Source organism: Rahnella sp. EDr1-12 (assembly GCF_049206505.1).
Taxonomy (GTDB): domain Bacteria; phylum Pseudomonadota; class Gammaproteobacteria; order Enterobacterales; family Enterobacteriaceae; genus Rahnella; species Rahnella rivi.
In genome coordinates, this window is sequence record NZ_JBLZNY010000003.1 from 288,706 (window position 1) to 315,496 (window position 26,791).

The following is a 26,791-nucleotide window of genomic DNA, read 5'->3' on the forward strand; positions in this document are numbered from 1 at the left end:
ATGGTGGCAACCCGCAGGCAGCACCGCCAAACCGCGCACAACAGCGTTGTTCACTTTGCGGGTTAAAGATTTGCCGCAGGTTTTGTGATAAATATACGACTCACCTTGTTTGTTAATTATTTGTATACACAATAATTGCCGGGCTAACGAGTCGTCACCGACCGCAGACCCGGCATCTCTCATTTTCTTCAGGGATTTGTCATGTCTGCTCTCTCCGGCCAGTCGGACTCACTGTTACAGCACCGCTCGTTTGTCGCTTTCTGGATCGCCCGTGCGGCATCCAGCTTCGGTTTCCAGATGCTTTCCATTGTGGTGAGCTGGCAGATTTACTCGATGACCGGCCGGGCGTTCGACCTCGGGCTGATCGGCCTGGTGCAATTTCTGCCGTCGGTGTTGCTGGCGCTGGTCGCCGGCCACGTTGCCGATCAGTTTGACCGCCGCCGCGTGGTGCTGCTCGGGCAAATTGCCGAGTGGGTCGCTATCGCCGCGCTGGCCTGGCTGACACTGACGCATCACGTAAATGAAGTGGTGATCCTCAGTTTGATTTTCATGATTTCCACGGCCAAAGCGATGGAAGCGCCGTCCCTGCAATCGATGTTGCCTGCGCTGGTGCCGCCGCATTTGCTGGCGCGCGCCATGGCGGCGAACAGCGTTTCCGGCCAGGCTGCGGCGATGGTCGGCCCTGCGCTCGGCGGCTTTTTGTATGTCGCGGGCGCCGGTGTCGCATACGCGGTGTGTGCCGCGCTGTATCTGTTGTCGATTGTGATGGTGAGCCGTTTACGTTACGAACATACGCCACCGCGCCGCGTACCCGCGACGTTCAAAACGCTTTTCGCCGGGATCGGGTTTATCCGCAACCGCCCCGACGTGCTGGGCGTCATTTCTCTGGATCTGTTTGCCGTGCTGCTCGGCGGCGCCACCGCCCTGCTGCCCATTTTCGCGCACGATATTCTGCATACGGGGCCGTGGGGATTAGGTTTGTTGCGCGGCGCGCCTGCGGTCGGTGGATTGATTGTCGGTTTCTGGCTCAGCCACCGGGCGCTTAACCGCAACGTCGGGAAAATCATGTTTGCCGCCGTCGCCGGTTTCGGTGCCGCGACGCTGGTGTTCGCATTTTCCACCTCGCTGTGGTTATCCATTCTGGCGCTGTTCGCCCTCGGCGGATTCGATATGGTGAGCATGGTGATCCGTGGCGCACTGGTGCAGCTCGACACGCCTGACGATATGCGCGGCCGCGTCAGCGCAGTCAATTCCATCTTCATCAACACTTCAAATCAGCTCGGCGAGTTTGAATCCGGCCTGATGGCGGCCTGGCTCGGCGCAGTGCCTGCCGCCGCCATCGGCGGTGTGGGTACGCTGATCGTGGTCGGCTTATGGATGACCTGGTTCCCCGGCCTGCGCAAACGGCAGAAGCTGGAAAACGAAGTGATTGCCGCATAAATGTATGGCGGGGATTTTCGTCACTGGAACAAATCCAAAATCCCCAATATACTCAACTCATTCATTCACCAACGTTATATAAGGAGGATTGCCATGCTGACCCGTGAAGTTTTTTTAATTTCACTCGTCCTTAGCGATCGTCACTGCTCAGGTATTTCCGGCACCGTGCCGCGATAACCCGCCTGAGCGAAGCTAACTGACAACCTGAGAACTTCCCTCCGGCTTACCGGTTATCGTCGGCGTTTCTGACGATGGGCATAGCTATGCCTGAAAACCTGAGTAAGCAACATGACAACATTATTGTCTGCACAATCCTTATCCTTTGATAACACCTTCGGCCCGCTGCTGGCTGAGATTTCCTTCGGCCTGAAAAAAGGCGACCGCATCGGGCTTATCGGACATAACGGCTGCGGTAAAAGTACCCTGCTGAAAATCCTCAGTGGCGATCTGGCCGCGTCTTCCGGCACGGTGACGCTCTCCGGCCAGTGTCTGATGGCGCGTATTGAACAGCATCTGCCGGCGGCGCTCGCCGGGGGTTCGCTGATTGACGCCGTGCTGAATCATCTGCCGGAAAGTCTGCATCAGCCGGAACGCTGGCAGGCAGAAGTGCTGCTTGCCACGCTGGGGTTTGACGAACCTGCCTGGGATCTGACCGCCGGCACGCTCAGCGGCGGCCAGCACACCCGCCTGCTGCTGGCGCGGGCGCTGATCCGCCAGCCGGATTTGCTGCTGCTCGATGAGCCGAGCAACCATCTGGATCTCCCCACCCTGTTGTGGCTTGAGCAGTTTCTGAAAAACTGGAGCGGCAGCTTTGTGCTCGTTTCCCATGACCGCAGCCTGCTGGATAACGTCACTAATGCCACCTGGGTCCTGCGCGATAAAACCCTGCAATTTATCCGTTTGCCTTGTACGCAGGCCCGTCTGGCGCTGGAGGAAAAAGACTGCGCTGACGCTTTGCGCCGCAAATCCGAGCAGAAGGAGATCGACCGCGTGGAAAAAAGCGCCAAACGGCTGGCGGTGTGGGGCAGCGTGTATGACAACGAAGGGCTGGCGCGCAAGGCCAAGCAGATGGAAAAACAGGCAGAACGGCTGAAGGACGATCAAACCGAGGTGACAGCCGGTAACCTGTGGAAATTGCGGCTAAACGGTGAAGCCTTACCGGCTGACCGCGTGCTGGCGATGTCCGGTTTGCAGGTACGCCCCGCGCCGGAGGCACCGGTGCTGTTTAAGCTGGAAGAGATGCGGGTGAAAAGTGGTGACCGTATTGCGCTGATCGGGCGCAATGGCTGCGGGAAATCATCACTTTTACATACGCTTTGGCAGGCGTTTATCCACTGGGATCCAGCCGTTCCCGGCGTGATTTTTCACCCCCGCGTGCGTACGGGTTATTACGATCAGAGCCTGCAACAGCTGCGTGACGACGACAGCCTGAGCGATGCGCTGGCACAGTTTGCTCCGCTGCTGGAGGAACAACGAAAAATGGCGCTGATCGGCGCCGGATTCCCGTACATCCGCCATCAGCAAAAGGTCAGCACGCTGAGCGGGGGCGAGCGTTCACGCCTGCTGTTTATCGGCCTGACGCTGGCGAACTACTCGTTGTTACTGCTCGATGAACCGACTAACCATCTGGATATGGAAGGCAAAGAAGAGCTGGCGGAAACGCTGAAAACCTTCAGTGGCGCAGTGCTGCTGGTGTCGCACGACCGGCGGTTGATTGAACAAAGCTGCAACCGGTTCTGGCTTATCGACAAACAGCGGCTCGAGGAGTGGCATGACCTTAAACCGGTTTACACAATGTTAGCAGGCGGGCCGCCGCCGGTTGCGTCGGCAGTCGTGAAGCAGACATCCGCAATACCGGTGCAGGTAACAGAAGAGGAACGCCTGCTGGCGATGCTGCTGGATCTGGAAAGTAAGCTGGAGGAAGACCGTGCGCGGAAGCCGAAACATCAGAAACCAGAGTTGCAAAGCCGCTGGCAGCAGCAAATCGCCGAGCTGAACGCCCTGCTGGATTTGACCTGACGATCGCAGTGCCGCAAGGACGCGGCCTTTATTTCTGGTGTATTCGTCCCTTTTTGTCAGGACGGTGCGCTTTAGAGAAGATTGTGTGCTAAAAAAACCTGTCAGCCTGAAAATCAGCCGGAGAGATTATGTTTAACGTACTGCGCGCCGCGCCTAAAACAACATTCGAATACGGCCCTTTTAAAATCAGACGTATGCGGCCAGGCCTTATTCTGCCGGACGCGGGGGATGAGGCATTCGGCCCGCTCAGCGTCATCGACCACGCCACGCTTGACGTGGGCACAATGGTCACCCTGCACGAACACAACAATGATGAAATTCTCAGCTACCTGTGGCGCGGATCGATGGTCCATGAAGACGCCGCAGGCCACCGCGTGGCGCTTTCGCCGAAAAAACTGATGATGATGAATGCCGGTAAAAGTATCTGGCATGAGGAATCCACCCCGCTCGTCGCGACGGAAATGTTGCAAATTTTTATCCGGCCGCGCAAAGCCAATTTAGAAAGCCGCGTTCAGTTTATGGAACGTCCGGAGGGTATCGGGGTGGATCACTGGACCATGCTGGCTGCGCCGGAAGGGATCAATTCGCCGCTGGAAATTCATCAGGCGGTGTACGTCTATGATATCCGGCTGGAGAAAGATTCCACCACCGCGATCCCGTCACATCCGGGTTTTGCCCAGTGGCTGTATGTCATGGACGGTGAAATTACTCTTGATGAGTACCGGCTTGAGAAAGGTGATGCGATCAGTGATGTCGCGAGTGGCCTGCCGGTGGCAAAAGCCAGCCGTGAATCGACGCTGGTCTGTTTTTTGGTGTTGCTCGGGGCAGAAGCCAGCCTGGCGGGAACCATCAGCGGAACATAAAAATCATATGGATTATATAATCACAGGATTTTGGGATTCAGAGATGCACCCGGACTTTTAATTATCACACCCCCTAAATAGAGAAAGCCCCAGTAATGAATCACCGGGGCTTTCAGGTTACTACCAAATTAATATTTAACATTCATCAACTTAATTACTTAACTCTACTTCTCATGATGCACATATTTTCACAGGATATATTTGTTACTGCTTTACTGCTGTCCTCCTAGAGTTTTATGGAATAAGCGTTCATCCTGCTAATTTCATTAAGGCATAACCTTAAGATTTGTCTTAATGAGTACATCGCCCTCGCGATATAGACTCTTTGATGCGTTGCCTTACTTTCTTCGCGACATTCTCGATTTCATACTTACGTACCCAAATCGCGAACATTACTCTTCATAACAAGGCCTTACATCATCGCGTTATGGTCCACATGATGCGATTACAGTATTCTACTTCAAGGCCTGACATCCTCTTCTCACGTGGCTTGGTATTTCAGCCCGGTGTTGAAGAACCCATACTAAATACATCGTGGCCTTCATCGCATTTATTTACAGCTCAATAACTTTGGTACTCACTACTCGGTAATACACGCCGGATAATAAATCTCTTAACCATCTCCTCTCCAGCGTTAAGTTCTAATCTACTCGTTATAAACTGCGTGTCAACACTGTATTTTAGTACAGGGTTAATCGACGTTCTGAATATTAAAAAATGTAATGAAATCTGTGATCTAAACCTTAATTTCCGATGAGGTTTCTAAGAATAATCACAGCAACCCGCCTGAGTTGTTTAATAAACAAGCAGATCGGTTAGGAACAGTACAAACGGGTGATCACACCTTTCTCATCAGACTCAATATTCAGACGTTCGGCGCGGTAATCCATCGTTACCGCCGTGTCTGGTGTGATGTTTCTCATCGGCTGCGCGAACCGCAGCGTATCAAGTGCCGAGGCCGGTTTGCCAATCAGATAACTGAAGGAACCCGCGCTGCAGGTGTCCGGCTGCTGCACGGTGGCGGCGTTTTTCGCGCGTTCATTCTTTACATCATCCTGATGGCTCTGACACCCCGTCAGGCCGATCGCGGCCAGCGCGCAGAGGGCAAGCATGTTTATCTTGATCATCATCGGGCTCTTCTTTCAAAAGTGAATCAATGTGCGCAGGTGCATAAGCGCGTAATGCCTTTTCAACAGACAGAACAGCTGCGAGCAACTGTCTTGTGTAATTCTGGGTAAAAAAAAAGCCCCCTTTAGCGAGCGGGTCATCAGCAGGCAGAGTCACGGCCCTGGCGGGCCGGCTACTGTTTCGGCAGCAGCGGGCAAGTTAATATTTTTTGGTGCCATATTTCCAGATAGCTCCACAAAAAAACCGGCTCACTGGCCGGTCTGCATTTGCAAAAACATCAGTACATATTAGCGCTAAATAACTCAGCGCTACCCTTAGGGTAGAGCACCTGGGTAATAAAGATACTAAGCTCGAAATTATTATCCCGGCAGGGATGTCATTTAAACGTGCCATAAATGTCTGTACTTGTGACAGTGCGCGCGTTGCCAGCTTCACCATTCAGAGGAAATGAAGCGAACAGGTGAACCGAACGCTATAAAGGGTTAGTACAGTTTTATTGAGGTGTTTCACCGTGAAAATGATCAACAGGCAAATACAGCTCAAACAGATGCAGAAGATAAAGGAATCAGAAGCTTCTTAAATCCGCAAACTGACGCACACTGTTAATAAAAACATGTTATTAAAAACAGTGTTGACACGTTACTAAAAATCCGTAAATTAGGTTTCAACAGCGATACGAAAGTGTATTTCTGTTAGTTTTAGTAAGATTGAATACGTTAGTTTAATAATTAATTTGGGTTAACGTAAGTTATAGTATTAAATGTAAGTAGATGTACCTGATGTACAGTCTGAAATACATGTAGTTGTGTTAATTGTAGTAATAGTTGTAGGCAAGTGTAATAAGTGTTAGTACAAACGCGATGATGTAAGGCTTTGTTTTTTATTGACTATGAGTTCGCGAAAGCAATGAGTGTCAGTAGTTTAACTATCGCGAAGGAAGTAAAGCCACGCATCAAAGAGTGTATATCGCGAAGGGGAAATGTACGAGTTGAAGTAGTTTGGCCTGACTTGGTTTTGTGTTCGTGTAAGTTGTCAGGTGGTTTTAAATCGATAAAGGAGGGAGTTATAGTTTTCAGTACCCAATGTTATCTGTAGTAACTTGTGCATTTAAAGCAGTACCAAATAGCAGTAAAAAGTAACGAAGTATATTAATGTTAAATCTTAAGTTAGCAGTACCTTAAAAGCCCTGACTCGTACAGTCAGGGCTTTTATTGTTTATGCATCAATAATGGATTCCCCCTGCCCTCATCCTGTTTCAGTGCTTCGACAGCTTAATTATTCACCGAAAATTAATCCTTGCATAAAAAATCAAACCAGGTCTATTATGACGGCATCGGTTTGGAACACAGACCTTATGAAAGCAGTTTTAGTAAAGCAGTCCTCATTTAAGCGTTATCCTAGATACCCTTCTTCATGAGCCTCCTCCTAAGTGCCCAATAAGTAAAACTCTGCAAAACAGGCCATCTTCGCTGCATAAGCGGCTCAAAAACGAAAGGAAGTATCTATGTCTAACAAAATGACTGGTTTAGTAAAATGGTTTAACCCTGAAAAAGGTTTCGGCTTCATCACTCCTGAAGACGGCAGCAAGGACGTGTTCGTACACTTCTCCGCCATTCAGAGCAGCGATTTTAAAACCTTAGACGAAGGCCAAAAAGTGGAGTTCTCTATCGAGAACGGCGCGAAAGGCCCTTCAGCTGCAAATGTTATCGCGCTGTAATTGCCGATAATTGCACTAACACTTACGGTAGCGATGAAGGCAACAGCCTGAGCAGATAAGTGAAAGTGATAAAAAACCCGCCCTGAGCGGGTTTTTTCATTTTAAGGCACTGTAAATACTCCAACAGCAGTAAAGAATGACGGTCGTTTACCCCAGCTGCTGGAGTGAAAAAATGAAGCCAAAGAGTGCGAAGCCAACAACCGTTACTGTCAGCAGAGCCAAGAGTAATTTCCAACCAAACACCTTCCCCTCCACACAGTCAGCCTGATAACCCCGAACGATATAAATAATATTTTTTCCATGGTCAACCTGGACAAGCGTCTGGAATCCACTCGATAACGTTTTCTGAAAACACTGATCAGCAACGGCTGAAGCCGTGTCTTCACGGGCGACGGGGCGCTGCGGCTCCAGGCAACTGTCTTGCGTGTGGCTATGAGACTGAGATTGGTGGTGGGTCTGCTTTGAGCGAGGAGCGGACATTTGAGTTATGTTTAAGCTATAAAAAAATTCAGGCTTAATGATTGTTCATACGTTAATTTATTTTTATATATAATTCTAAATAGGGTTTTAAATTCTTTTGAGGTGACTTTGTGCGCATTCGTCCATCATCGCGATTAATAATACTCTCGCCTGAAAATCACGTGCTGCTCTTTAACTTCGTTCATAAAGATGATGCTCTGAGTGGGAGATCCTACTGGGCAACCCCAGGGGGTGGGCTTGAACACAATGAATCTTTCGAGCAGGCTGCTTTGCGTGAGTTACTTGAAGAAACAGGTCTGAAAAGAAGTACTACGGGACCGCAAATAGCATCCAGAACCTTCCCAATGGTTTTGCCCAGTGAGGAGACTGTTCTTGCAGAAGAACGTTTCTTTATTATCAATACAGATGAATCAGATATCGACAGATCTGGGTGGAGTAGTAACGAAAAGAAAGTCATTCGCGATCATTATTGGTGGACAATAGAAGAACTCAGATGTACCAATGAAACAATCTTCCCATTGGATTTGATCCGTAACATTCTTGAAGGCAAGTTAACCGACTCGTTATCGCATAACGCCTCGCAATGTCCTTAACGTTCGCTTTTGGCACTCGGGAGACGCTCAGGCTCAGCATGATAAGAAAATGAAAAGGATATCGAAGATGAAAACAGTCGAATTTCTGCTGTACACCCTTAAACCCGGCACCGGGAAAGACTTCCACAGAATCATGACGGAGGAGAGTGCTCCGCTTCAACGTTCCGCGGGTATGGATATTATTTCTTTTGGTATATCCGCACATGACAACGACGCATACTATCTGATCAGAGCTTATAACAGCCTCTCCCAGCTCAAATCCTCTCAGGAATCTTTTTACAACAGTGAAGAATGGCGTCATGGCCCCCGGCAGGCCATTATCGATAGGATCAGCGTCAGCGTTAAATCGGTTCTCACGCTTAGCAACAGTGCAATTGAGAGTTTACGATCCCGTTAATTGTGCGGCTATGTACAATATAGCCGCGCAATCGACATTTTTTATTGCCTGCCATTAAATTCTCGCGCTATCTGGAAACAACCCTCCGTCTGTTCAATAAGGGCTGACCGCTCGTCACAACAAAATCTTTAAGTAGAACTTTTTAATACATGCCTGAGCTGTTCACTCCGTGTCTGCGGTATCTAACCGACAGCTATGCGCGTAAAGAGGACATTATGCTTACGCTTAAAGGGATACTGGCTTCATGCTATATTTACGTTAAAGCAATATAACGACTTTTTGGGAGAAATTATGTACGGACCAGATCCCGCTGATACACATCCAATGCAGGGTTTTCCACAGGTTTGTTTCATCAAAAACACCGTGACAAATCCCAACATCATTATCGGTGATTTTACTTATTATGATGACCCAGAGGACTCGCAAAACTTCGAGCGTAATGTTCTCTATCACTTTCCATTTATTGGTGACAAGCTGATCATCGGTAAGTTTTGCGCGATAGCAAAAGGTGTTCAGTTCATTATGAATGGGGCTAATCACAAAATTGATGGCTTCTCTACTTTTCCGTTTTATATCTTCGGAAACGGATGGGAAAAAAGCATGCCTCAACCCGGTGATTTACCCTACAAAGGTGATACGGTGATTGGTAATGATGTATGGATAGGTTATCAGGCGATGATTATGCCAGGCGTTAAGATCGGCAATGGAGCTATAATTTCAACGCGTTCAGTGGTTACTTCAGATGTCCCTCCATATACAGTTGTGGGCGGCAATCCCGCAAGAGTAATTAAGAAACGTTTTACTGATGATATTATTCTAGCTCTGGAAAAATTGGCGTGGTGGGAATGGCCTGTAGAACAAATTACACGAAAACTTACGGCAATAACGTCCGCTAATATTAAAGCATTGCTCGATGAATAGATTTTGCCGTTTAGCCTTTCCATATCAAAATGATGACTTGCGCATCGAGTCGGAGCAACTGCGCTACCGAAAATTGATCAAATGGCCCCGACTATCCAGCCTCATGGATTTTCCCCTGCTGGCTGGGCAACTTGAGCAATGCCTGGATATGCGCTTCCTGCGGCATGCCAATTTCGGAGCGCGCTTGCTCGAACCCGAGGCGTTGTCGTGCAATTCCAAAATCCGTCAATGGTTAGCACCTTGCGCCGACACTTTTGGATGGAACAGAAAAATGCAGCCGGAGTAGCGAGTATGGCGAAGCACCCTCTTCTATTTTGACTAATTCCAGGAAACTTCGAATGAAGAGACCCTATTCTCCTGGACGGTCACGAGTCAGATTTGCAGTAACCAGAGTCTTAATACTGGTCATGTCCGCTTCTGGCACAAAGCAGTCCACAACAACTAGTCTTAGCTACAAAGGACGATATTTTGTCAAATGTTGCGTATGGTTTTTCATTCTCGGGTGACTAATAGCCACCATTGCCATGATATGTTTCAGCTCCTAATACAAACTGAGTGCCGCAATGCTTACATACAAAATGATAATCAACGGGGAGCAGGTCAGCGAGGCCCGCAAGCGACGGCACGGCGCTCTGTGGCACACCTGCCAGATCGGGGTTTGACTTTGCATGACCACACATAACTGGGGTGGGTGGCGTAAACGGGCGAGACGGGAAGGAGCGAGGAGCCTGCGACTGTGACCCGGCGCAGCCTGATGCAGCCGGATGGGCATAAAGCCTTTCTGCTGTGGCCGCAGGCCGACTCCCCTATCATGTAATTAATGCTTTTAAATGTCTTAAACTAATATCATCAGCATCCATTTTAAGCTCATTACAAATAAGTATAGCTAAATCATATTCTCCCTTGTTTATCGGTACCTCATATTCACTTAGATGATCACAAACTGTTTCGAAGGCTAATCTCCTTTCACCATGATCTACATAATTCATTGCATCCTGAAGTAATTCATTATCTAAGCGATTCTTAAAAAGACTGCCAAAATATTTTATTTTTTCATCTAATTCAGTCATTTAATTACCTTGTGTTTTTTTATAGCTACTTGGCACTGGCGCATTATCAGGGAAAGCTGTAACAACCTTTCCTGTGGCTGGTTGATAAACAACCCTTACTCTTCTTACTCTCATTCCGTCTCTTACTTCATAAGAAACCCAGTTAGCAGGCTTACCTTTGCTAGTATAAGTGCCTCCGGTACCAGTTTGAGCGTTCCATTGAGTATTTGGTGATGTGGCAACGTCCGCTTCTGGCACAAAGCAGACATGCGGGCGTAAATGGTCCGCTTTGAGCGAGGAGCGGGCAACAAAAATAGAGCGGAAAGAGGGTAGGAAATCTCGCTGTTTTTTCAGGCCAGCCACCTGGTTCAGCTGGCCTTCATTTGAAACGTTGTTATATGGGAAGTGGTCAGGTCAGCGCGACCCTCACCTTTAGTCCAATAACGAGTGTGGCAAAAAACATTATGCAACCAGCGGTAATGAAAACACCTGTTACGCCGCTGAAACCAAAGAGTAATCCTCCCAACGCAGCACCCGCAGCAATTGAGGACTGAACTGCTGCGACTACCATGCCGCCAGCAGTTTCAGCCTGATCGGGAACGGATCGCGCTACCCAGTTTGACCACGCAACGGGTACACCACCAAATGCCATCCCCCATAACGCGACGAACAACATCAATCCTTTTTCCTCTAGTGGCAGCAAAATCATGCTTAATGCCGCTAAACCAACAAGCGCTGGCATGAGTATCAGGGTAAGACGCAGGCTTCTCTCCATCATCCACCCGGCCAGCAGCGTGCCAATAAAATTAGCGATGCCAAACCCAAGCAGTATCAAAGACAAACGATCCACATCCAGTTGGGCAATATTTTCCAGAGCCGGACGAATATAGGTAAACAGTGCATACTGACCCGTATGGGCAATCACACACCCCGTCATTCCCATCGCAATGCCTGGACGGCGGAGTAAATCCATGACAGAAGCCGTTATCATCATTTTACGCGGAGCCATTCCAGGAAGGGTAAACAGCTGAAAGAGCAGTGTCAGCACGCCTACTGCGGTTGCAGCGATAAAAGCACTACGCCAGCCATAAAGCCCCCCTAAATAGCTCCCCAGCGGGATCGAAACTACGGTACCGACAGCAATACCGCTAAAAATAACGGAGAGAGCACGCGGGACGCTTTTAGCTGGGACCAGCCGCATAGCTACGGCAGCAGCCAGACTCCAGAAGCCTCCCAGCGCGATGCCCAGCAAAATGCGCATGACTAACAGAACAGCCAGACTGGATGAAAGTGCGACAAGCAGGTTGGAGGCAATCATCAGCACGGTAAAACTAAGCAAAACATTTCGGCGATCATAATTACGCGTCAGGCGGGGAACCATCAGACCAGCAAACAGGGCCACCACAGCGGTTACCGTCACAGCCTGACCAGCAAGAGCTTCGGTCACACCGAGATCGGCAGCCATGGGTGTCAACAGGCTGGCAGGAAGATATTCTGCAGTCAGCAAGCCAAACACGCCCATAGTCAGTGAAATAACGGCCATCCATGCGGACTCTTTGGGTTCCGCACTCTTCAAACTCGCGGATACAGCTACAGTTGCTTCATTTCTCATAACACACTCTTCTTGGGGAAAAAATGACAACACCAAGTCTAGAGTTGAGCAGCTGGACGATCTATGATGCCACATCCTGATTTTTTACCCGAAACGCCGATTATGCCTGTGAATAAACATTTCGCCCTGTCATCCGAACTCATCAGTGAACTGCTGCTGGAAATGCGGCTGCGTGGTGTGCAGTATCGCCGTTTACAGACTGGCTCTGAGTTTGGCGTCGGTTTTAGCAACAGACCGGGACATGCCTATTTTCATTACATCGCTGTGGGTACTGCTCTGCTTCGCACAAACGACGGTACGTTGCACGAACTGAAAGCCGGAAGCATGGTATTCATGCCGCAGGGTGAGGATCATCAGCTTGTATCGGATGTCAGCTGTTCATTTCAACATATCGACACCTTAGGCTCTGCTCCCTTAGGTGAAGCCGTCAGCGGAATCAATACTTGCCCGAGTTCGCATCCGACACCCAGCACGGTTCTATTTTATGGCTGTATGGAGTTCGATCTCGGTGGAATGCAGGGTCTTGGTAAACTGATGCCGCAAGCCATAGTGGTTGAGGCAAATGAACAGATCTATCCGGGGCTGGTTCCCATTCTGGGCGCGATGAAATTTGAAATCTGTTCCGGACGCGCTGGCTTCGCGGGCATTCTGGCACGCCTCGCAGAAGTGGCGGCTGCCATGATTGTGCGAGGATGGATCGAAAACGGCAGTGAGAACGCCGCTGGCCTGATCGCTGCGTTACGTGATCCACGACTCGCCCGTGCAATTCTGGCCATTCATCGCGATACGGGTCGGGAGTGGTCTGTTGCCGAGCTTGCTGCCCAGTCGCATGTGTCACGTTCTGTTTTTGCTGAACGCTTCAAATCAATCATCGGCATACCTCCTCAGCGCTATGCAAGGGAGGTGCGAATGCGCATCGCAGGTCACTGGATTATTCACGAAAAGATCTCAATTGAGACTGTTGCTCTTCGCCTCGGCTATGCCTCACAGGCAGCGTTTAGCAGAGCTTTTAAGCGCATCAATGGATATCCGCCGGGCGCTATGCGTCAGCGACCAGCGCGAGGCGTTAATACAATAAATGAGTGAGTGTTGTCTTTATATTTATTGGACTCACTGTATGAGGCTGCTCACAACATTAAAAACTGAGCGGAAACGGCTTTTAACACTCAAGGTATCGTAATTTTCTTAATGTTCGCTTTTGGCACTCAGCAGACATTCAGACCCATCAAGATTCCTGCTTTGCTGGCGGAAGCAATTTTTTAGCTGCGTGAATGAGCTTTTCAATCTCTTCCAGAGGGATGCATCCTTCGTAGCAAGAAAAAGAGAACTCATGAGTGACATCGGAATAGAAGACTTCAGCAATTTGCCGGAGCGGGGATGTTCCAGCCTCAGAAAGTTCGAGGTACATACCATCACGGATGACATCGCTTCCACGGGTTAGATTGTATTGGATCTTAGCCATAAATTTAATTTTCCATTTCCCTATTAATGGGGCCTCTGTTCGAGCGCAATAAAACGTAAAACATACCCCAGAAGATAACTTGCACAGGTCCGCTGTGAACGAGAAGCGGACATTTGCATTCCCAGATCAGCACCTCTGGACTTAATAGGCGTTTGCGTTAAGCACCTCATCTGAAGCATCCATAATCCCTAGGAGTTTGTCTCCAATAGTGGACAATAAATCCACTATAGAGTATTTATATCAAATCATAATGGCAGGGCTCAATAGAGTTAATATGGATTCTTTACTTACATTTGTCATGCTGATTGCCGGAGGGGTTGCTCTGGTTATTCAGAACACGTTGATGGCCAAGATAAGTTACTCAGCATCAACAGTATTGATAGCTCTGGTGCTGAATTCTGCAGTAGGGCTTACCCTGCTCATTAGCTTACTTGCGGGAAAAACCGGTGTGACAGGGTTTTACGAGCTAATACAATCGTTCAGGGGCTGGATGCTACTTCCGGGCATTTTAGGTTCTTTTTTTGTATTTACTGGGATAACGGGTTATCAGAATATCGGTGCTTCGCGAACGATTGCGATACTGGTCGCCAGTCAGCTTGTCGCAGGTCTGGGATATGATATCTACCGCAGTGGTACAGAGAATTTAATTAAAAACGCACCAGCCATAATTGGAGCTGTGTTACTGGTTGCGGGCGCTTTTCTCGTTGCATCGCGCAAGTTCTGATCTCAAGCTTTGTCACCGGCACATCCCTGTGCCTTTTATTGCTTCTAATGTAGTGTTCTGTGAGTATTCGCTATCAGGGGAGTTCCCGTGTATCAAGGCGTAACTGCATAAACGTCAGGTCCAGCCAGCGGCCAAACTTGTTGCCTACCTCTGACATTCTGCCGGCCTCTGTGAAACCGAGTTTTTTATGAAGCTCGATTGAGGCTGAGTTTCCAGATTCAATGCCGGCCACCATGACGTGTTTCCCCTGATCGGCTGCAAGTTTGATCAGTTCTTCCATCAGTGCCTTACCTGCGCCACGCCCCCGGGCACTTTTATGCACATAAACAGAATGCTCAACGGTGTGGCGATAACCGTCCCACGGGCGCCAGTCGCCATATGAGGCATATCCCAGAACTGAATCGTTCGCATCAACAAATACGATGACGGGAAAGCCTGCATCACGACGGTCTTTCATCCATTTTATTCGGTTAAGAAAATCGACCTTATTTTCGTTCCAGATAGCCGTGGTATTAAGCACGGCATCGTTATAAATCTCAGCGATGGTTTCAGCATCGTGTTCTGTAGCAGTACGAATTTGCATAGTAGACACCCCGTCTTTCATTCACTAAAGTAGATAAACCGTACACTATTATACTTATCCATTATGTTAGATAAAATGTCCAGTAAAGAAGATGACTTGAACACTCGTATTGGCCTGAAGATAAAGTTTGAAAGAGAAAGACGGGGCTGGTCCCTGACCGATTTGGCAGCTAGCTCTGGCGTATCACGAGCGATGATTCATAAAATTGAGCGTGGTGAAAGCAGCCCAACAGCAACCCTGCTTGCGAGACTTTCTGGCGCTTACGACATGTCTATGTCCCAATTGCTTGCTGAAACGGAAGTTCGTACCGGAATGCTTGTCAGATATGAAAATCAGGCTGTATGGCAGGATCCTGAAACAGGCTACATCCGTCGCCATGCTTCACCAGGGCAGATCCCCGTAGACCTGGTTAGTATCGAGCTGCCTGCAAATACTGCCGTGCCTATGCCCGCCATCTCCTATCTTTCACGACGTCAGCTCATTTGGGTCATTGAGGGTAAGCTGACATTTGTCGAGGGCAGCACAACCTTTGAGATGCTACCGGGTGATTGTCTGGAGCTTGGTGATCCCGCTGACTGTATCTTCAGAAATGATACAGGTGACCTTTGCCGCTATGCCGTGATAGTTCTCAAGCCATCCTAATCACGAGCCTGAGAGCTGACTTTTTCATAGTTTGCGAAAAATTCATCAGGAGGTAATTCTTTAGCCTAACTGAGCATCCCATTTGAGCCTAATTTTGTAACCGTCGGAGTGATAGCCACGTTTCTGCAGGCACATAACAGTCCAGTTCGCGCAACGTCCGCTCCTGGCATTCAGCAGCCCAAAGGTATTTTATTGGGCTGCTATGAGCGATAAGCTGTTGTGCTAAATGACGCTTTCTAAGGAGCATGCAAATTATGTTCGACCATTCTACCCACCCCGACGTCGCCGAATGGTTTGCAAGGTTCGGTGTTGCCGAGGTGTTATATAGCGGGTGTTCCGTCGACCTAACCAACGAACCGCCTGAGCACTGGTTTTACAAGCGCAACAAGTTGCGGCCTGAAAGCCTGAAACTGGATTTGCGCATCCCATCTAACGGGAACTGGTTGGTCGACCTGTCGCGTCATGACAAGCTGTTCAACATTCAGTGGCGCCCAAATGATGACTTGCGCATCGAGTCGGAGCAACTGCGCTACCGAAAATTGATCAAATGGCCCCGACTATCCAGCCTCATGGATTTTCCCCTGCTGGCTGGGCAACTTGAGCAATGCCTGGATATGCGCTTCCTGCGGCATGCCAATTTCGGAGCGCGCTTGCTCGAACCCGAGGCGTTGTCGTGCAATTCCAAAATCCGTCAATGGTTAGCACCCTGCGCCGACACTTTTGGATGGAACAGAAAAAAGCAGCCGGAGTAGCGATTATGGCGAAGCACCCTCATTTATTTTGACTAATTCCAGAAAACTTCGAATGAAGATGCCCTATTCTCCTGGACGGTCACGAGTCAGATTTGCAGTAACCAGAGTCTTAATACTGGTCATATCCGCTTCTGGCACGAAGCAGACATCCGGGCGTAAATGGTCCGCTTTGAGCGAGGAGCGGACCTTACGCATCCCTGATAACATTGGCTCTGTGTAGTGGGAATTGAACTTTGCGATTCATTGCGAATTCCCTACCGCCATTGCAGCCAGCCTGATTCACCGTAACCTTTGGATTACTAACCCTAATTAATCTGTCCATTGTTTCCGTAGTAATGAAAAAACATGATGTTAGAAACCGGATTCATGGCCATAAATCACGGTCTTGTTCCCCTCAAAGTAATCGTATGAGGTCTTTATGCTGATAGCGCAGGTTTCAGACATTCACGCCTCAAACCAAAATGATCACCTGTTTCGGTTCGACCAGGTACTGAACTGGCTTGCGCATCTGCAACCGGACGTACTGGTACTTACAGGTGATCTAACGGATGGGCATTGGCAGGAAGGATATAAACAGATAGCTGACCGCCTGAATCAGCAAAATTACCCTTCATTGATCCTGCCCGGTAACTCAGACGACCGCAGTCTGATGCGTTCGGTTTGGGGTGAGAACCGATGGTTGCACAATGCCCAAGGAGAGGCCTTGCACTTAATCCATAACACAAGTGATCTTCGCCTGATTGGTTTAGATTCGACGATTGATTATAAGGATTACGGCAGTGTGACTGACCATCTGGAATGGTTGGATAATCAACTTAGCGACACAGGCGGCACTCCGTCATTGCTGTTTATGCACCATCACGTATTTGCATCTGGTATACCGACGCTTGATGAAACGATGTGCAGAGGTCTAACAGAAATGGAAGATTTGATTAGACGCGCCCCGGCCAGACTACTCGCCATTTCTACAGGCCATGTCCACAGACCAATCGCGGGTACGTTGGCAGGCATACCGGCCTACATTTGTGGCTCCGTCTGCCCGGCTAATCCTGTCTGGTTTGGAACAGTAAACGTTCCTCCTGTGAATGATCCGCCAGCGTTGATGATTCACCGCTACGTCAGTAACTCTTTTACCAGCCATCACGTTTGCGTTTAATTAGCATTCAGAAAACGCATAGACCTTATAGAAAACGACATGCTCCCCAGTGATCAACACATAATGTTCCGAGAGAGCAATATCCTCCTTTGGCACTGAGTTGCCTAAAGGGCTTCGACTGTTAGAGCCAATAGCAAACGTTACTGCCTTGGGCTACAACCAATTTTAAAGCCAAGCTGAAAAGGCTGGCAGATGGCAAATCCGAGCTGTCCGCGCTAATCTCACTGGCGACATAAGCATTGGGTCTATCACTTTTGAAAGGGTATAGGGAATGGCGGAAGAAATCAGTCTTGAGGTATGTGAAGATTCAGATGCAGCGAAATTGCTGCCAATTTAAGAAGGGCTAAATGAATTTAACGATCTTATGACGGGTATAAACGATCGTAAACCCCTTTCTGTCTTAGTAAAATCAACCAGCACGGGTAAGGTCCTTGGCGGAATGCAAGGGCGGTCTTCACTGGGACTCCTGTTTATTGATCTTTTTTATCTTCCACCAGAGTTGCGAAAAATGGGGATAGGTTCAGACATCCTCCATCGCTTTGAAGATGAAGGACGAAAAAGAGGCTGCTCTGCTGCGTTTCTCTATACAATTAGCTTTCAGGCTCCTGATTTTTATAAAAAGTACGGCTGGGAAGAGTTTGGGCGTATTGACAGTAAACCGGAAGGAATAAGCCGTATTTTTATGAAAAAATCATTATAGGACATATTGAATTTTGTCTAATATACGAACGGTGAGTTCAAAGAAAAATGAATCCCAACAGGTCATCTAGAATCTTAAGTATTATTTGCTACAAAATAGACGTCCTTTTCGCTTATAGCAACCTCAGGATAAAGGCTGTCGGTTAAAGTGCTCACTTTACAGTCCAAAAAGTGTCATTGATATCGAGGATAGGGTCAAACTGAAGCGATTCCCGTTGATTTCATATCAGACAAAAATCAACGGACCGGCAGCTCATCGGATAAAAACACATCTACAGCAAGTACATCAAAGGCAACATTTTCTGATAAAAACTGAATGCTGAAATGTCTGAACTTCGGCGATTCATGACTCGACACAAGACTCCACGTTTTCAAGTTGTCTCTCAGCCACTCTGAATCTGCAAACTCCGTCAACTTACCAAGCTTAAACTCACTTGGAACACTATCTAACTCAAAAAGAGAGCCTCCAGGGAACGGCCCCCGGATGAAACATCGCACATAGTTGAATGTAATTTCCCGCCTTAAAGCCAGTACCACCTCTTCGTTATCAACTAAAATCTCTTTTTCATAATCAATATCGAGTATTACATCTAGTCCAACGGAGTGGAACGATACCCTTGACTCACCATATCCTGGTAGCCACTCGTAGGGATCCATTATCAATCTGGGCTGACCTTTCTTCATGAAAACACCTAGTTGGTTGCTCTGCGCCTTTCAACGGCAATTTGTTAATTTTAACTGAATCTGCTACCAGAACATTTAAATAATGGCATGAAATTCTGCTCCTGGCATTCAGCAGCCCAAAAGGATTTTATTGGCCTGCTTAGAGCGATAAGCTCTTTGTGCTAAATGACGCTTTCTAAGGAGCATGCAAAATATGTTCGACCATTCTACCCATCCCGACGTCGCCGAATGGTTTGCAAGGTTCGGTGTTGCCGAGGTGTCATATAGCGGGTGTTCCGTCGACCTAACCAACGAACCGCCTGAGCACTGGTTTTACAAGCGCAACAAGTTGCGGCCTGAAAGCCTGAAACTGGATTTGCGCATTCCATCTAACGGGAACTGGTTGGTCGACCTGTCGCGTCATGACAAGCTGTTAAACATTCAGTGGCGCCCAAATGATGACTTGCGCATCGAGTCGGAGCAACTGCGCTACCGAAAATTGATCAAATGGCCCCGACTATCCAGCCTCATGGATTTTCCCCTGCTGGCTGGGCAACTTGAGCAATGCCTGGATATGCGCTTCCTGCGGCATGCCAATTTCGGAGCGCGCTTGCTCGAACCCGAGGCGCTGTCGTGCAATTCCAAAATCCGTCAATGGTTAGCGCCCTGCGCCGACACTTTTGGATGGAACAGAAAAATGCAGCCGGAGTAGCGAGTACGGCGAAGCACCCTCTTCTATTTTGACTAATTCCAGGAAACTTCGAATGAAGGGGCACTATTCTCCTGGACGGTCACGAATCAGATTTGGAGTAACTAGAGTCTTAATACTGGTCATGTCCGCTTCTGGCACTTATCGGACAGACTGACCGAGTTGAAGGTCCGTTGTGAGCGAGAAGCGGAGGCAAATTTCTCATTGGCACACTACTCACAACAGATGTATCTTATTAAAAAGAAAAAGTGATATTCAACGATTTATTTAATTATTATCAGTTAGGTTTAAAAAGGAGTTTTTGTGGCTTTATATAACATTTCCAACAAAACATTGATACCTTTAGAGAGAACTACGTTTTCTATTGAAGGGTTGCAAGAGCGTTATGATTTGCAAGAGGCAATTAAAAATAACATCACCATATTAGCACCTGATTGTCTTGTCATCGCCGAAGAATTTTCTGATTGGGAAGATAGTCGTCGAAGGATCGACATATTAGCTATTGATAAACAGGCAAACCTTGTAGTAATAGAGTTGAAACGTGACGATATTGGTGCTCATATGGAGCTCCAAGCATTGAGATATGCGGCGATGATATCTACTATGAGTTTTTCTAAGGCATGTGAATATTATCAGCTCTACCTTCATAAAAACAATATTGATATCGATGCTAAAGAAAAAATACTAGACTTTGTTGAACTTCAAGATACGGAGCTTGTCGACTTTGGAAAAGATATAAGAGTCATATTGGCATCGGCTGGATTTAGTAAGGAACTTACTACTACGGCAATTTGGTTAAGGGATAAAGGCGTTGATATTAGCTGCGTGAAAATAACACCTTATAATTTCAAAGGTGAAATTTTAATCAATGCAGAGCAGATAATACCAGTCCCGGAGCTGAACGAATACCAAGTTAGATTCAGAGAGAAGCGCATAGAGCAAATTGCCAGCTCTAAAAAATCAGAGAGGGATTATTCAAGTTATAGATATAAAGGACTTGTCCTAAACAAAAGAAATCTTGCTTTAGAAATTTTTACTGATTGGATAGATAAGAATAATCCTGCTAACTTCGATGAGCTGAGAAAAAAATTATTTGGAGTCATAAAAAACCGTACGATAGCTCTAGCTGAATGTATTAGTGATGAGAGAAAAAATCGATACCACATGAATGACGATGATCTGATTGAGCTCGAATCAGGTGAAGTAATAGTAATATCCAATCAATGGGGTATAGGTAACATTGAACGAGTTTTAGACTTTTTTAGTAAAGATGGCTTTGTTGTCGAAAAAATTGAGGTCGAATAGAAATAATAATCCTTTTATTTTTAGTATAAAAATCTGAGAGATGTTCTACTCTAAATTTATTAATGCATTATAGTGTCAATAACGTCCGCTTCTGGCACAGAGCGGACTTTACTAACTTCATTCGGCTCGTTAAGCACACTTACAGTGCTATTGATGTTTTATCCTGATGTAACATATTGGACTCAATAGATTATTTTTATTTGAACGAGGCATCCCATTTTTCTCCCTTCCTGATTATTGAATTTATAATGGTGATGATTTTGCGCATGCAGGCTACCAGTGCGAGCTTTTGGGGTTTTCCAGCGGTAAGCAGGCGTTGATAGAACATTTTAGTGGCGGGATTAAACTGCGTTGCCACAAGAGCCGCCATGTAAAGCGTTGCCCTAACACCGTCCCTGCAACCCAACATTGTTCATCTGCCTCGCTTTTTCCCTGAATCCCGGTTCAGTTGGCGGCGACGGACGACCATGCCGGTGAGTAAGGCGCGCGATTCATCCGGCAGCTCACGGAGTGTTGTCTTTCGTACCAGTGAACTAGTTCACGGTGTACAACATGGCTCATTTGCACTATATTGTCGCGCTTAAGGTCAGAGTCGCAGAATAATCACGCGCTTTCTGACGTCCTTTACCATCTCTTCTTTTACAGCAATTCGTTATATGAATCGTGATAAAAGCCACGCGAGGATCCGCACTATGGCGACGCTTTCCAGGGAAGCCCCACTCCGTTCCGTCTTTGGCGGTGCAATGATTATCGGCGGAACCATCATCGGTGCCGGGATGTTTTCGCTGCCGGTGGTGATGTCCGGCGCCTGGTTCTTCTGGTCGGTCGCCGCACTGGTTTTCACCTGGTTTTGCATGTTGCATTCCGGGTTGATGATCCTCGAGGCCAACCTCAATTACCCGATCGGCTCCAGTTTTAATACCGTAACCCGCGATCTGCTCGGTAAAGGCTGGAACCGGCTGAACGGCATCACCATCGCCTTCGTGCTGTACATTCTGACTTACGCTTATATCTCGGCCAGCGGCTCGGTTATCCAGCATACGATGCGTGAAATGTCTGTGAGCTTTTCGCCGCGTCTGGGCGGAATGCTGACCGCACTGGCCGTCGCGTTTATCGTCTGGCTGAGCACCCGTGCGGTCAGCCGGATGACCGCCATCGTGCTCGGCGCAAAAATCATCGCGTTCTTCCTGACCTTCGGCAGCCTGTTGTGGCACATCAGGCCGGTCAATTTACTCAACAGCGTGGAACTCCATCCGAGTTATATGCCCTATGTGCTGGCGACGCTGCCGTTTTGTCTGGCGTCGTTTGGCTATCACGGCAATGTTCCGAGCCTGATGAAGTATTACGGCAAGAACCCGCAGGTGATCAAAAAATGTCTGCTGCTCGGCACGCTGATGGCGCTCGGGCTGTATGTGATCTGGATGCTGGGGACCATGGGCAATATTCCGCGTCCGGATTTTATCGGTATCGCTGAGCGCGGCGGCAATATTGATGTGCTGGTGCAGTCACTGAGCCAGATCCTCAACAGCGAAGGCCTGGATTTACTGCTGACGATTTTCTCGAATTTCGCCGTCGCCTGCTCTTTCCTTGGCGTCACGCTCGGGTTATTCGATTATCTGGCGGATTTATTCAAGTTTGACGACAGCAAAACCGGACGTTTCAAAACGGCGCTGGTCACCTTCATTCCGCCGATGATTGGCGGCGTGATTTACCCGGACGGCTTCATTTATGCCATCGGTTTCGCCGGGCTGGCGGCCACGGTGTGGGCGGTGATCGTGCCTGCGCTGATGGCGCGAAAATCGCGTAAACGCTTTGGCAGCCCGCTGTATCGGGTCTGGGGCGGGAATAAAATGATTGTGCTGGTGCTGCTGTTCGGGGTACTCAACGCGGTGGTGCATATTCTGTCGAGCGTGAATCTGTTGCCGGTATACCGGTAATGCGCAGGCACCCGTTCCTGATGCGGTGTCGGGAACGGGTTCGTCTCAGGCGGGGAGAGAATCCGGGTGCCGCCAGTGCAGCCGGGGGGCTAAGTAGCAGCGGAGTTCTTCAGGCTGCTGTTCATTGATAAGACCGATCACCACGTCAAAGCAGTGCATCGCCAGCTCGCGGCAATCCTGTGCCACGGTGTCGATTTTCACTGACAACGAATCATAAAGATAATGGTCATCGAAACTGCACAGGTGAATGTCACTCTCGAGCAGTTTGTGCTGGCTCATATAACGCAACACCCCCTCCATCAGGCCGCACGAGGCAACATACAACGCTTTGGGCGGACGCCCCAGACGCGCACAGAGATTTGCAAACATCTCATAGCCGGAGCTCGGATGATAATTGCCGTACATGATCCACTCAGGCTGGAGGCTGACACCGGCACGTTCAAGGCCCAGCTGATAACCCGCCAGACGGTCACGCGTCGGGGAAATTCGCGGCTGCCCGCCGAGAAAATAAAACTCATCGGCATGGTTTTTTGCCACGCGGGCGACCAGTTCAGCGGAGGATTCGATCGCTTCGCACACCACCAGCGGCAGCTGCGTGTCCTGCATGTGGCGGTCAAAAAGCACCACCGGCAACTGCTGACTGATTTTGACGTATTCGGCGTCGTTGAGCATGCTTGAGGCGACGATCAGCCCATCCACCTGGCGCTGGATCAGGTTATTCACCACCATGGTTTCCTGACTGGTATTTTCATCGGTACAGGCGATCAGCAACTGCATACCGTTCTCGCGACACAAGGTTTCCAGCTCGTTTGAGCAGGCTGCGAAGCCATAGTTGGTCATTTCCGGCACCACCAGCCCCAGCGTGTAACTGCGCGCCGCGTTGAGTGAACGGGCGTGAATGCTCGGCTGATAATGTTGCTCAGCGGCCACCGCGAGCACGCGATCGCGCGTGACATCGGAAATGCGAAACTTTTTGCTGTGTCCGTTGAGCACCTGGCTGGCAGTCGATTTCGACACGCCAGCCAGTTCGGCTATGCCGCTGATAGTAATGCGTTTGGTCTTTTTCACTGCGCCATATTCTGTTGTCCGGAAAGACGTTTAGTCTATCACGCAATCCGTCAACGACCAGTAACGCAGCGCAATCTGCTGTGCCCCGCTGAAGGTCAGTTGCGCCGGTAACGCAGGAAAATAGCGCGACGACATCACCGCCTCTCCGTCATTGATGAAAATTTCAACGGATGAACTGTCGCACAACAGCGTCAGGGAGCGTAACGCGCCGCGCCAGACGCGCTGCTCCTGCTCGCCGCTGCGACGGTTTTTACGCGTCAGACGCAGCCATTCCCCGTCCCAGGCCAGTTGCAGATTTCCGCCCAAATCCGCGGCAAACGGCCCGGAGGTGTCGATTTCCACCTCCGCACGGCTGATGGTCCACACCGGCGCGTCCTGCGCGATGCCCCGCCACGCCTGCACTTCACCGCGTAACTGGCGCAGTTCACGCGCCGGGCGCTGAATAAGCCTGCCGTCTTCCAGCGTCAGTTCGCGCGGGCAGGTCATGGTGTGGATCCAGCCCTGCGCGACGGTCGGCTGATAAAACTCATCGCCGTCGGGAATGCCCATCCAGCCGATCAGCAAACGGCGGCCATCGTCGGTCTGAGTGGTTTGCGGGGCATAAAATTCAAAGCCGAGATCCAGCTCGCGGAACTCGCCATGCGCCAGCGTCCCATGGGCGTAATCGAGCTGCCCGACGAAATACCCGGACTGGAACGTATTCAGATAGCGATCGGCCTGTGCAGGCAGCCCCTGCGGACAGCAGACCAGCACGTCGCTGCCGGACAAACGGAACAGATCCGGGCATTCCCACATATACCCAAACTCGCCCAGCCCGTTCAGGCCGGAACCGGCGATTTCACCCAGCGATTCCCATGACAGCAAATCTTCAGAGCGCAGCAGCAGGATTTTGCCTTGCAGGCTGAGATCCTGCGCGCCCAGCACCATGTACCAGCGGCCTTCGTGCTGCCAGACTTTAGGGTCGCGCACATGGCCGGTGTAACCGGCGGGTAAATCCAGCACCGGCCCGGTTTTCTCAAACTCGCCGCGCACGTTTTCACGCGCCAGGCACTGAAACGTGGTGCGACTGCCGTCCGGGTATTTCACATTGCCGGTGTAGATCAGCGTCAGCTGACCGTTGTCCGTGACAGCTGAACCGGAATAACAGCCGTGCGACTCGTACTCTTCTGCCGGTGCCAGCGCCAGCGGCTCATGCTGCCAGTGCAGTAGATCCGCTGAGCTCCAGTGCCCCCAGAATTTTGCCCCGTGCGCGCAGGCCAGCGGATTCCATTGATAGAAAAGATGGTAGCGGCCGTTGTGCTGCACAAAACCGTTGGGATCGTTGAGCAGACCGACCGGCGGCGCGAGGTGCCAGCCGGGACGGTAAGGGTCGGCTGCGGCCTTCACCTGCCCCGCCACCACGCTGCACAACGCCTGTTTCAGCAAACTCACTTCCGACATTATTCACTCTCCGTTTTGTATTTCAGCAGCAGGGAAAGCAGGAATGCGCTGCCGAAAGCAATCACTAAGCCGATCAGGTAGCTGACCATCGAACTGGCCTGCACAATCGCCAGCCCCGGAATACCGGTCAGGCCGACGGCGGTCATGTTGACGTGCATCGCCACCACCCATGCCCCGCCGAGCGCACCGCCGGCTAAGGCGGCAATGAACGGTTTCATAAAGCGCAGGTTGATACCAAAAATGGCCGCTTCGGTAATGCCCAACATAGCCGAGAATGCCGAAGGAATGGCGATCGCTTTAATTTTCGCATCACGGGTTTTGAAGTACACCGCCAGACAGGCACCGCCCTGCGCCACGTTAGCCATCGACCAGATCGGCAACAGGAAATTCACGCCGATGTTCGGGTTGCCCAGCAGCCCGGCTTCAATGGCATGGAAGCTGTGGTGGATCCCGGTGATAACAATCACCGAATACAGCCCGCCAAAGATAAGCCCCGCGACCCAGCCCGCATGGGTGATCAGCGTGCTGAGAATAAAGGAAATGCCATCACCCAGCGCACGGCCTGCCGGGCCGATGATCAGGAAAGCGATAAAACCGGAGATAATCACCGTCAGGAAAGGCGTCAGGATCAGATCGAGCGCGTCGGGAATGACTTTCCGCAAACGTTTTTCGATGAAGCTCATAAACCAGACCGCCAGCAGCACCGGGAACACCGTGCCCTGGTAGCCGATCATCGCAATTTCCAGACCGAAGAAATTCATGGTGTGGAAACCGCTGGCAACGCCCCAGGCATTGGTCAGCGCCGGATGGGTGAGAATGCCGCCCAGCGTGGCGCCGAGGAACGGGTTACCGCCGAATTCACGCGCCGCGGTGAACCCGATCAGGATCGGCAGAATGATAAACGCCGCCGAACTGAACATGTCGAGCATGATAAAAATCGCGCTGTCCGGGTTGGCCCAGCCGTAGGTTTTCACCATACCGAGCAGCCCCATCAGCAGGCCGGAGGCGACGATGGCCGGAATGATCGGCACGAAGATATTCGACAGCACGCGCGCGATGCGCTGGAACGGATTGAGCTTTTGCGCCGCAATGTTGGCCGCTTCGGATTTGCTGGATTCGCCAATCCCCGCCACTTTAATAAACTCGGCGTGAACCTTGTTCACCAGACCGGTGCCGAAAATGACCTGAATCTGACCCGCATTGCTGAAACAGCCTTTCACGCCTTCGACTTTTTCGATGGCGCTTTTGTTGACCAGACTGTCATCCACCAGCACCAGGCGCAGACGCGTGGCGCAGTGTGCCGCGCTGGCAATATTGTCTTTGCCTCCCAGTAACGGAAGCAGTTCAGTCGCGATTGCATTGATATTCATAATGTTCCTTGTATTACCCTGAACGATAACGCCCGATGTGCTCAGGCGTATCATGGTGATTC

General features: G+C 49.7%; 25 protein-coding genes and 2 pseudogenes. 16 read left to right on the forward strand and 11 right to left on the reverse strand.

The annotated features are described in order from the left end of the window. Positions 1-201 precede the first annotated feature (201 nt). The 3 genes from ACO0U8_RS15095 (at position 202) to ACO0U8_RS15105 (ending at position 4,322) form a co-directional block, all read left to right on the forward strand. On the forward strand, positions 202-1,440 hold the full coding sequence (locus ACO0U8_RS15095; RefSeq protein WP_122096593.1) for an MFS transporter: 1,239 nt from the start codon (positions 202-204) through the stop codon (positions 1,438-1,440). A 288-nt stretch (positions 1,441-1,728) separates the two neighbouring features. Next, entirely contained in the window at positions 1,729-3,459 is a 1,731-nt protein-coding gene (locus ACO0U8_RS15100) for an ABC-F family ATP-binding cassette domain-containing protein (RefSeq protein ID WP_421671123.1), read from the forward strand. Between the two features lie 128 nt (positions 3,460-3,587). Next, positions 3,588-4,322, forward strand: coding sequence for a pirin family protein (locus ACO0U8_RS15105; protein WP_421671124.1), 735 nt, complete (start codon positions 3,588-3,590; stop codon positions 4,320-4,322). A gap of 815 nt (positions 4,323-5,137) precedes the next feature. Here the strand turns inward: ACO0U8_RS15105 and ACO0U8_RS15110 are convergent. Further along, complete coding sequence (locus tag ACO0U8_RS15110) at positions 5,138-5,452, reverse strand: I78 family peptidase inhibitor (RefSeq protein ID WP_056779361.1); 315 nt, start codon at positions 5,450-5,452, stop codon at positions 5,138-5,140. A gap of 1,502 nt (positions 5,453-6,954) precedes the next feature. Here ACO0U8_RS15110 and cspE point away from each other — a divergent pair. The 4 genes from cspE to ACO0U8_RS15130 all read left to right on the forward strand — a co-directional run bounded on the left by cspE (position 6,955) and on the right by ACO0U8_RS15130 (position 9,558). Next, positions 6,955-7,167 carry a transcription antiterminator/RNA stability regulator CspE gene (cspE, locus tag ACO0U8_RS15115; protein WP_056779359.1) on the forward strand — a complete coding sequence of 71 codons (213 nt, stop codon included), beginning with the start codon at positions 6,955-6,957 and terminating at the stop codon, positions 7,165-7,167. A 590-nt stretch (positions 7,168-7,757) separates the two neighbouring features. Further along, positions 7,758-8,240 carry an NUDIX hydrolase gene (locus ACO0U8_RS15120; RefSeq protein WP_421671125.1) on the forward strand — a complete coding sequence of 161 codons (483 nt, stop codon included), beginning with the start codon at positions 7,758-7,760 and terminating at the stop codon, positions 8,238-8,240. A 67-nt stretch (positions 8,241-8,307) separates the two neighbouring features. Beyond that, positions 8,308-8,637: an NIPSNAP family protein gene (locus ACO0U8_RS15125; protein ID WP_421671126.1), complete on the forward strand. Its 330-nt coding sequence runs from the start codon at positions 8,308-8,310 to the stop codon at positions 8,635-8,637. A gap of 291 nt (positions 8,638-8,928) precedes the next feature. After that, positions 8,929-9,558, forward strand: coding sequence for a Vat family streptogramin A O-acetyltransferase (locus ACO0U8_RS15130; RefSeq protein WP_421671127.1), 630 nt, complete (start codon positions 8,929-8,931; stop codon positions 9,556-9,558). 809 nt (positions 9,559-10,367) lie between these two features. Here ACO0U8_RS15130 and ACO0U8_RS15135 read toward each other — a convergent pair. Genes ACO0U8_RS15135 through ACO0U8_RS15145 form a run of 3 tightly spaced genes read right to left on the reverse strand, consistent with a single transcriptional unit; the run spans position 10,368 to position 12,219 of the window. Beyond that, the gene (locus ACO0U8_RS15135) at positions 10,368-10,628 is read right to left on the reverse strand and encodes a MafI family immunity protein (RefSeq protein WP_421671128.1); all 261 of its coding nucleotides are present in this window, start codon (positions 10,626-10,628) and stop codon (positions 10,368-10,370) included. After that, on the reverse strand, positions 10,629-10,970 hold the full coding sequence (locus ACO0U8_RS15140) for a hypothetical protein (protein ID WP_421671129.1): 342 nt from the start codon (positions 10,968-10,970) through the stop codon (positions 10,629-10,631). A gap of 46 nt (positions 10,971-11,016) precedes the next feature. After that, positions 11,017-12,219: an MFS transporter gene (locus ACO0U8_RS15145; RefSeq protein ID WP_390975915.1), complete on the reverse strand. Its 1,203-nt coding sequence runs from the start codon at positions 12,217-12,219 to the stop codon at positions 11,017-11,019. Positions 12,220-12,282: 63 nt separating this feature from the next. On the opposite strand from ACO0U8_RS15145, the gene ACO0U8_RS15150 reads away from it, so the two are divergent. Further along, on the forward strand, positions 12,283-13,305 hold the full coding sequence (locus ACO0U8_RS15150; protein ID WP_421671130.1) for an AraC family transcriptional regulator: 1,023 nt from the start codon (positions 12,283-12,285) through the stop codon (positions 13,303-13,305). A gap of 139 nt (positions 13,306-13,444) precedes the next feature. Here ACO0U8_RS15150 and ACO0U8_RS15155 read toward each other — a convergent pair whose 3' ends face one another. After that, positions 13,445-13,681: a hypothetical protein gene (locus ACO0U8_RS15155; RefSeq protein ID WP_056775009.1), complete on the reverse strand. Its 237-nt coding sequence runs from the start codon at positions 13,679-13,681 to the stop codon at positions 13,445-13,447. 274 nt (positions 13,682-13,955) lie between these two features. Between ACO0U8_RS15155 and ACO0U8_RS15160 the strand changes: the two genes are divergently transcribed. After that, a complete protein-coding gene (locus ACO0U8_RS15160; protein WP_136374652.1) occupies positions 13,956-14,405 on the forward strand; it encodes a DMT family transporter in 450 nt (149 codons plus the stop codon). A 73-nt stretch (positions 14,406-14,478) separates the two neighbouring features. Here the strand turns inward: ACO0U8_RS15160 and ACO0U8_RS15165 are convergent, their stop codons facing one another. Then, positions 14,479-14,988 carry a GNAT family N-acetyltransferase gene (locus ACO0U8_RS15165; protein ID WP_056775012.1) on the reverse strand — a complete coding sequence of 170 codons (510 nt, stop codon included), beginning with the start codon at positions 14,986-14,988 and terminating at the stop codon, positions 14,479-14,481. Positions 14,989-15,051: 63 nt separating this feature from the next. On the opposite strand from ACO0U8_RS15165, the gene ACO0U8_RS15170 reads away from it, so the two are divergent. The 4 genes and pseudogenes from ACO0U8_RS15170 (at position 15,052) to ACO0U8_RS15185 (ending at position 18,238) form a co-directional block, all read left to right on the forward strand. Next, positions 15,052-15,630 carry a helix-turn-helix domain-containing protein gene (locus ACO0U8_RS15170; RefSeq protein WP_421671131.1) on the forward strand — a complete coding sequence of 193 codons (579 nt, stop codon included), beginning with the start codon at positions 15,052-15,054 and terminating at the stop codon, positions 15,628-15,630. A 254-nt stretch (positions 15,631-15,884) separates the two neighbouring features. Further along, positions 15,885-16,382 (forward strand): hypothetical protein, encoded by a 498-nt coding sequence (locus tag ACO0U8_RS15175; RefSeq protein WP_421671132.1) that lies wholly within the window; start codon positions 15,885-15,887, stop codon positions 16,380-16,382. 418 nt (positions 16,383-16,800) lie between these two features. Next, entirely contained in the window at positions 16,801-17,538 is a 738-nt protein-coding gene (locus ACO0U8_RS15180; RefSeq protein WP_217204324.1) for a metallophosphoesterase, read from the forward strand. Positions 17,539-17,809: 271 nt separating this feature from the next. After that, a pseudogene (locus ACO0U8_RS15185) lies at positions 17,810-18,238 on the forward strand (GNAT family N-acetyltransferase). 236 nt (positions 18,239-18,474) lie between these two features. Here the strand turns inward: ACO0U8_RS15185 and ACO0U8_RS15190 are convergent. Next, complete coding sequence (locus ACO0U8_RS15190) at positions 18,475-18,921, reverse strand: hypothetical protein (RefSeq protein ID WP_056775032.1); 447 nt, start codon at positions 18,919-18,921, stop codon at positions 18,475-18,477. A gap of 193 nt (positions 18,922-19,114) precedes the next feature. On the opposite strand from ACO0U8_RS15190, the gene ACO0U8_RS15195 reads away from it, so the two are divergent. After that, positions 19,115-19,612: a hypothetical protein gene (locus tag ACO0U8_RS15195; protein ID WP_421671133.1), complete on the forward strand. Its 498-nt coding sequence runs from the start codon at positions 19,115-19,117 to the stop codon at positions 19,610-19,612. A 300-nt stretch (positions 19,613-19,912) separates the two neighbouring features. After that, the gene (locus ACO0U8_RS15200) at positions 19,913-20,914 is read left to right on the forward strand and encodes a hypothetical protein (protein ID WP_056775037.1); all 1,002 of its coding nucleotides are present in this window, start codon (positions 19,913-19,915) and stop codon (positions 20,912-20,914) included. Between the two features lie 196 nt (positions 20,915-21,110). On the opposite strand, the pseudogene ACO0U8_RS15205 reads toward ACO0U8_RS15200, so the two are convergent. Beyond that, positions 21,111-21,425, reverse strand: a pseudogene (locus ACO0U8_RS15205) (transposase); the annotation flags it as partial. Positions 21,426-21,606: 181 nt separating this feature from the next. On the opposite strand from ACO0U8_RS15205, the gene mtr reads away from it, so the two are divergent. Continuing rightward, positions 21,607-22,851, forward strand: a complete 1,245-nt coding sequence (gene mtr / locus ACO0U8_RS15210) for a tryptophan permease (protein WP_122096915.1) — start codon at positions 21,607-21,609, stop codon at positions 22,849-22,851. Between the two features lie 45 nt (positions 22,852-22,896). Here the strand turns inward: mtr and ACO0U8_RS15215 are convergent, their stop codons facing one another. Genes ACO0U8_RS15215 through ACO0U8_RS15225 form a run of 3 tightly spaced genes read right to left on the reverse strand, consistent with a single transcriptional unit; the run spans position 22,897 to position 26,729 of the window. Beyond that, positions 22,897-23,919: a substrate-binding domain-containing protein gene (locus tag ACO0U8_RS15215; RefSeq protein WP_056775046.1), complete on the reverse strand. Its 1,023-nt coding sequence runs from the start codon at positions 23,917-23,919 to the stop codon at positions 22,897-22,899. A 30-nt stretch (positions 23,920-23,949) separates the two neighbouring features. Next, positions 23,950-25,359, reverse strand: coding sequence for a sucrose-6-phosphate hydrolase (locus ACO0U8_RS15220; RefSeq protein WP_421671134.1), 1,410 nt, complete (start codon positions 25,357-25,359; stop codon positions 23,950-23,952). Beyond that, positions 25,359-26,729, reverse strand: coding sequence for a sucrose-specific PTS transporter subunit IIBC (locus tag ACO0U8_RS15225; protein ID WP_122096912.1), 1,371 nt, complete (start codon positions 26,727-26,729; stop codon positions 25,359-25,361). Before ACO0U8_RS15225 ends, ACO0U8_RS15220 begins: the two co-directional genes overlap by 1 nt. Positions 26,730-26,791: the final 62 nt, after the last annotated feature.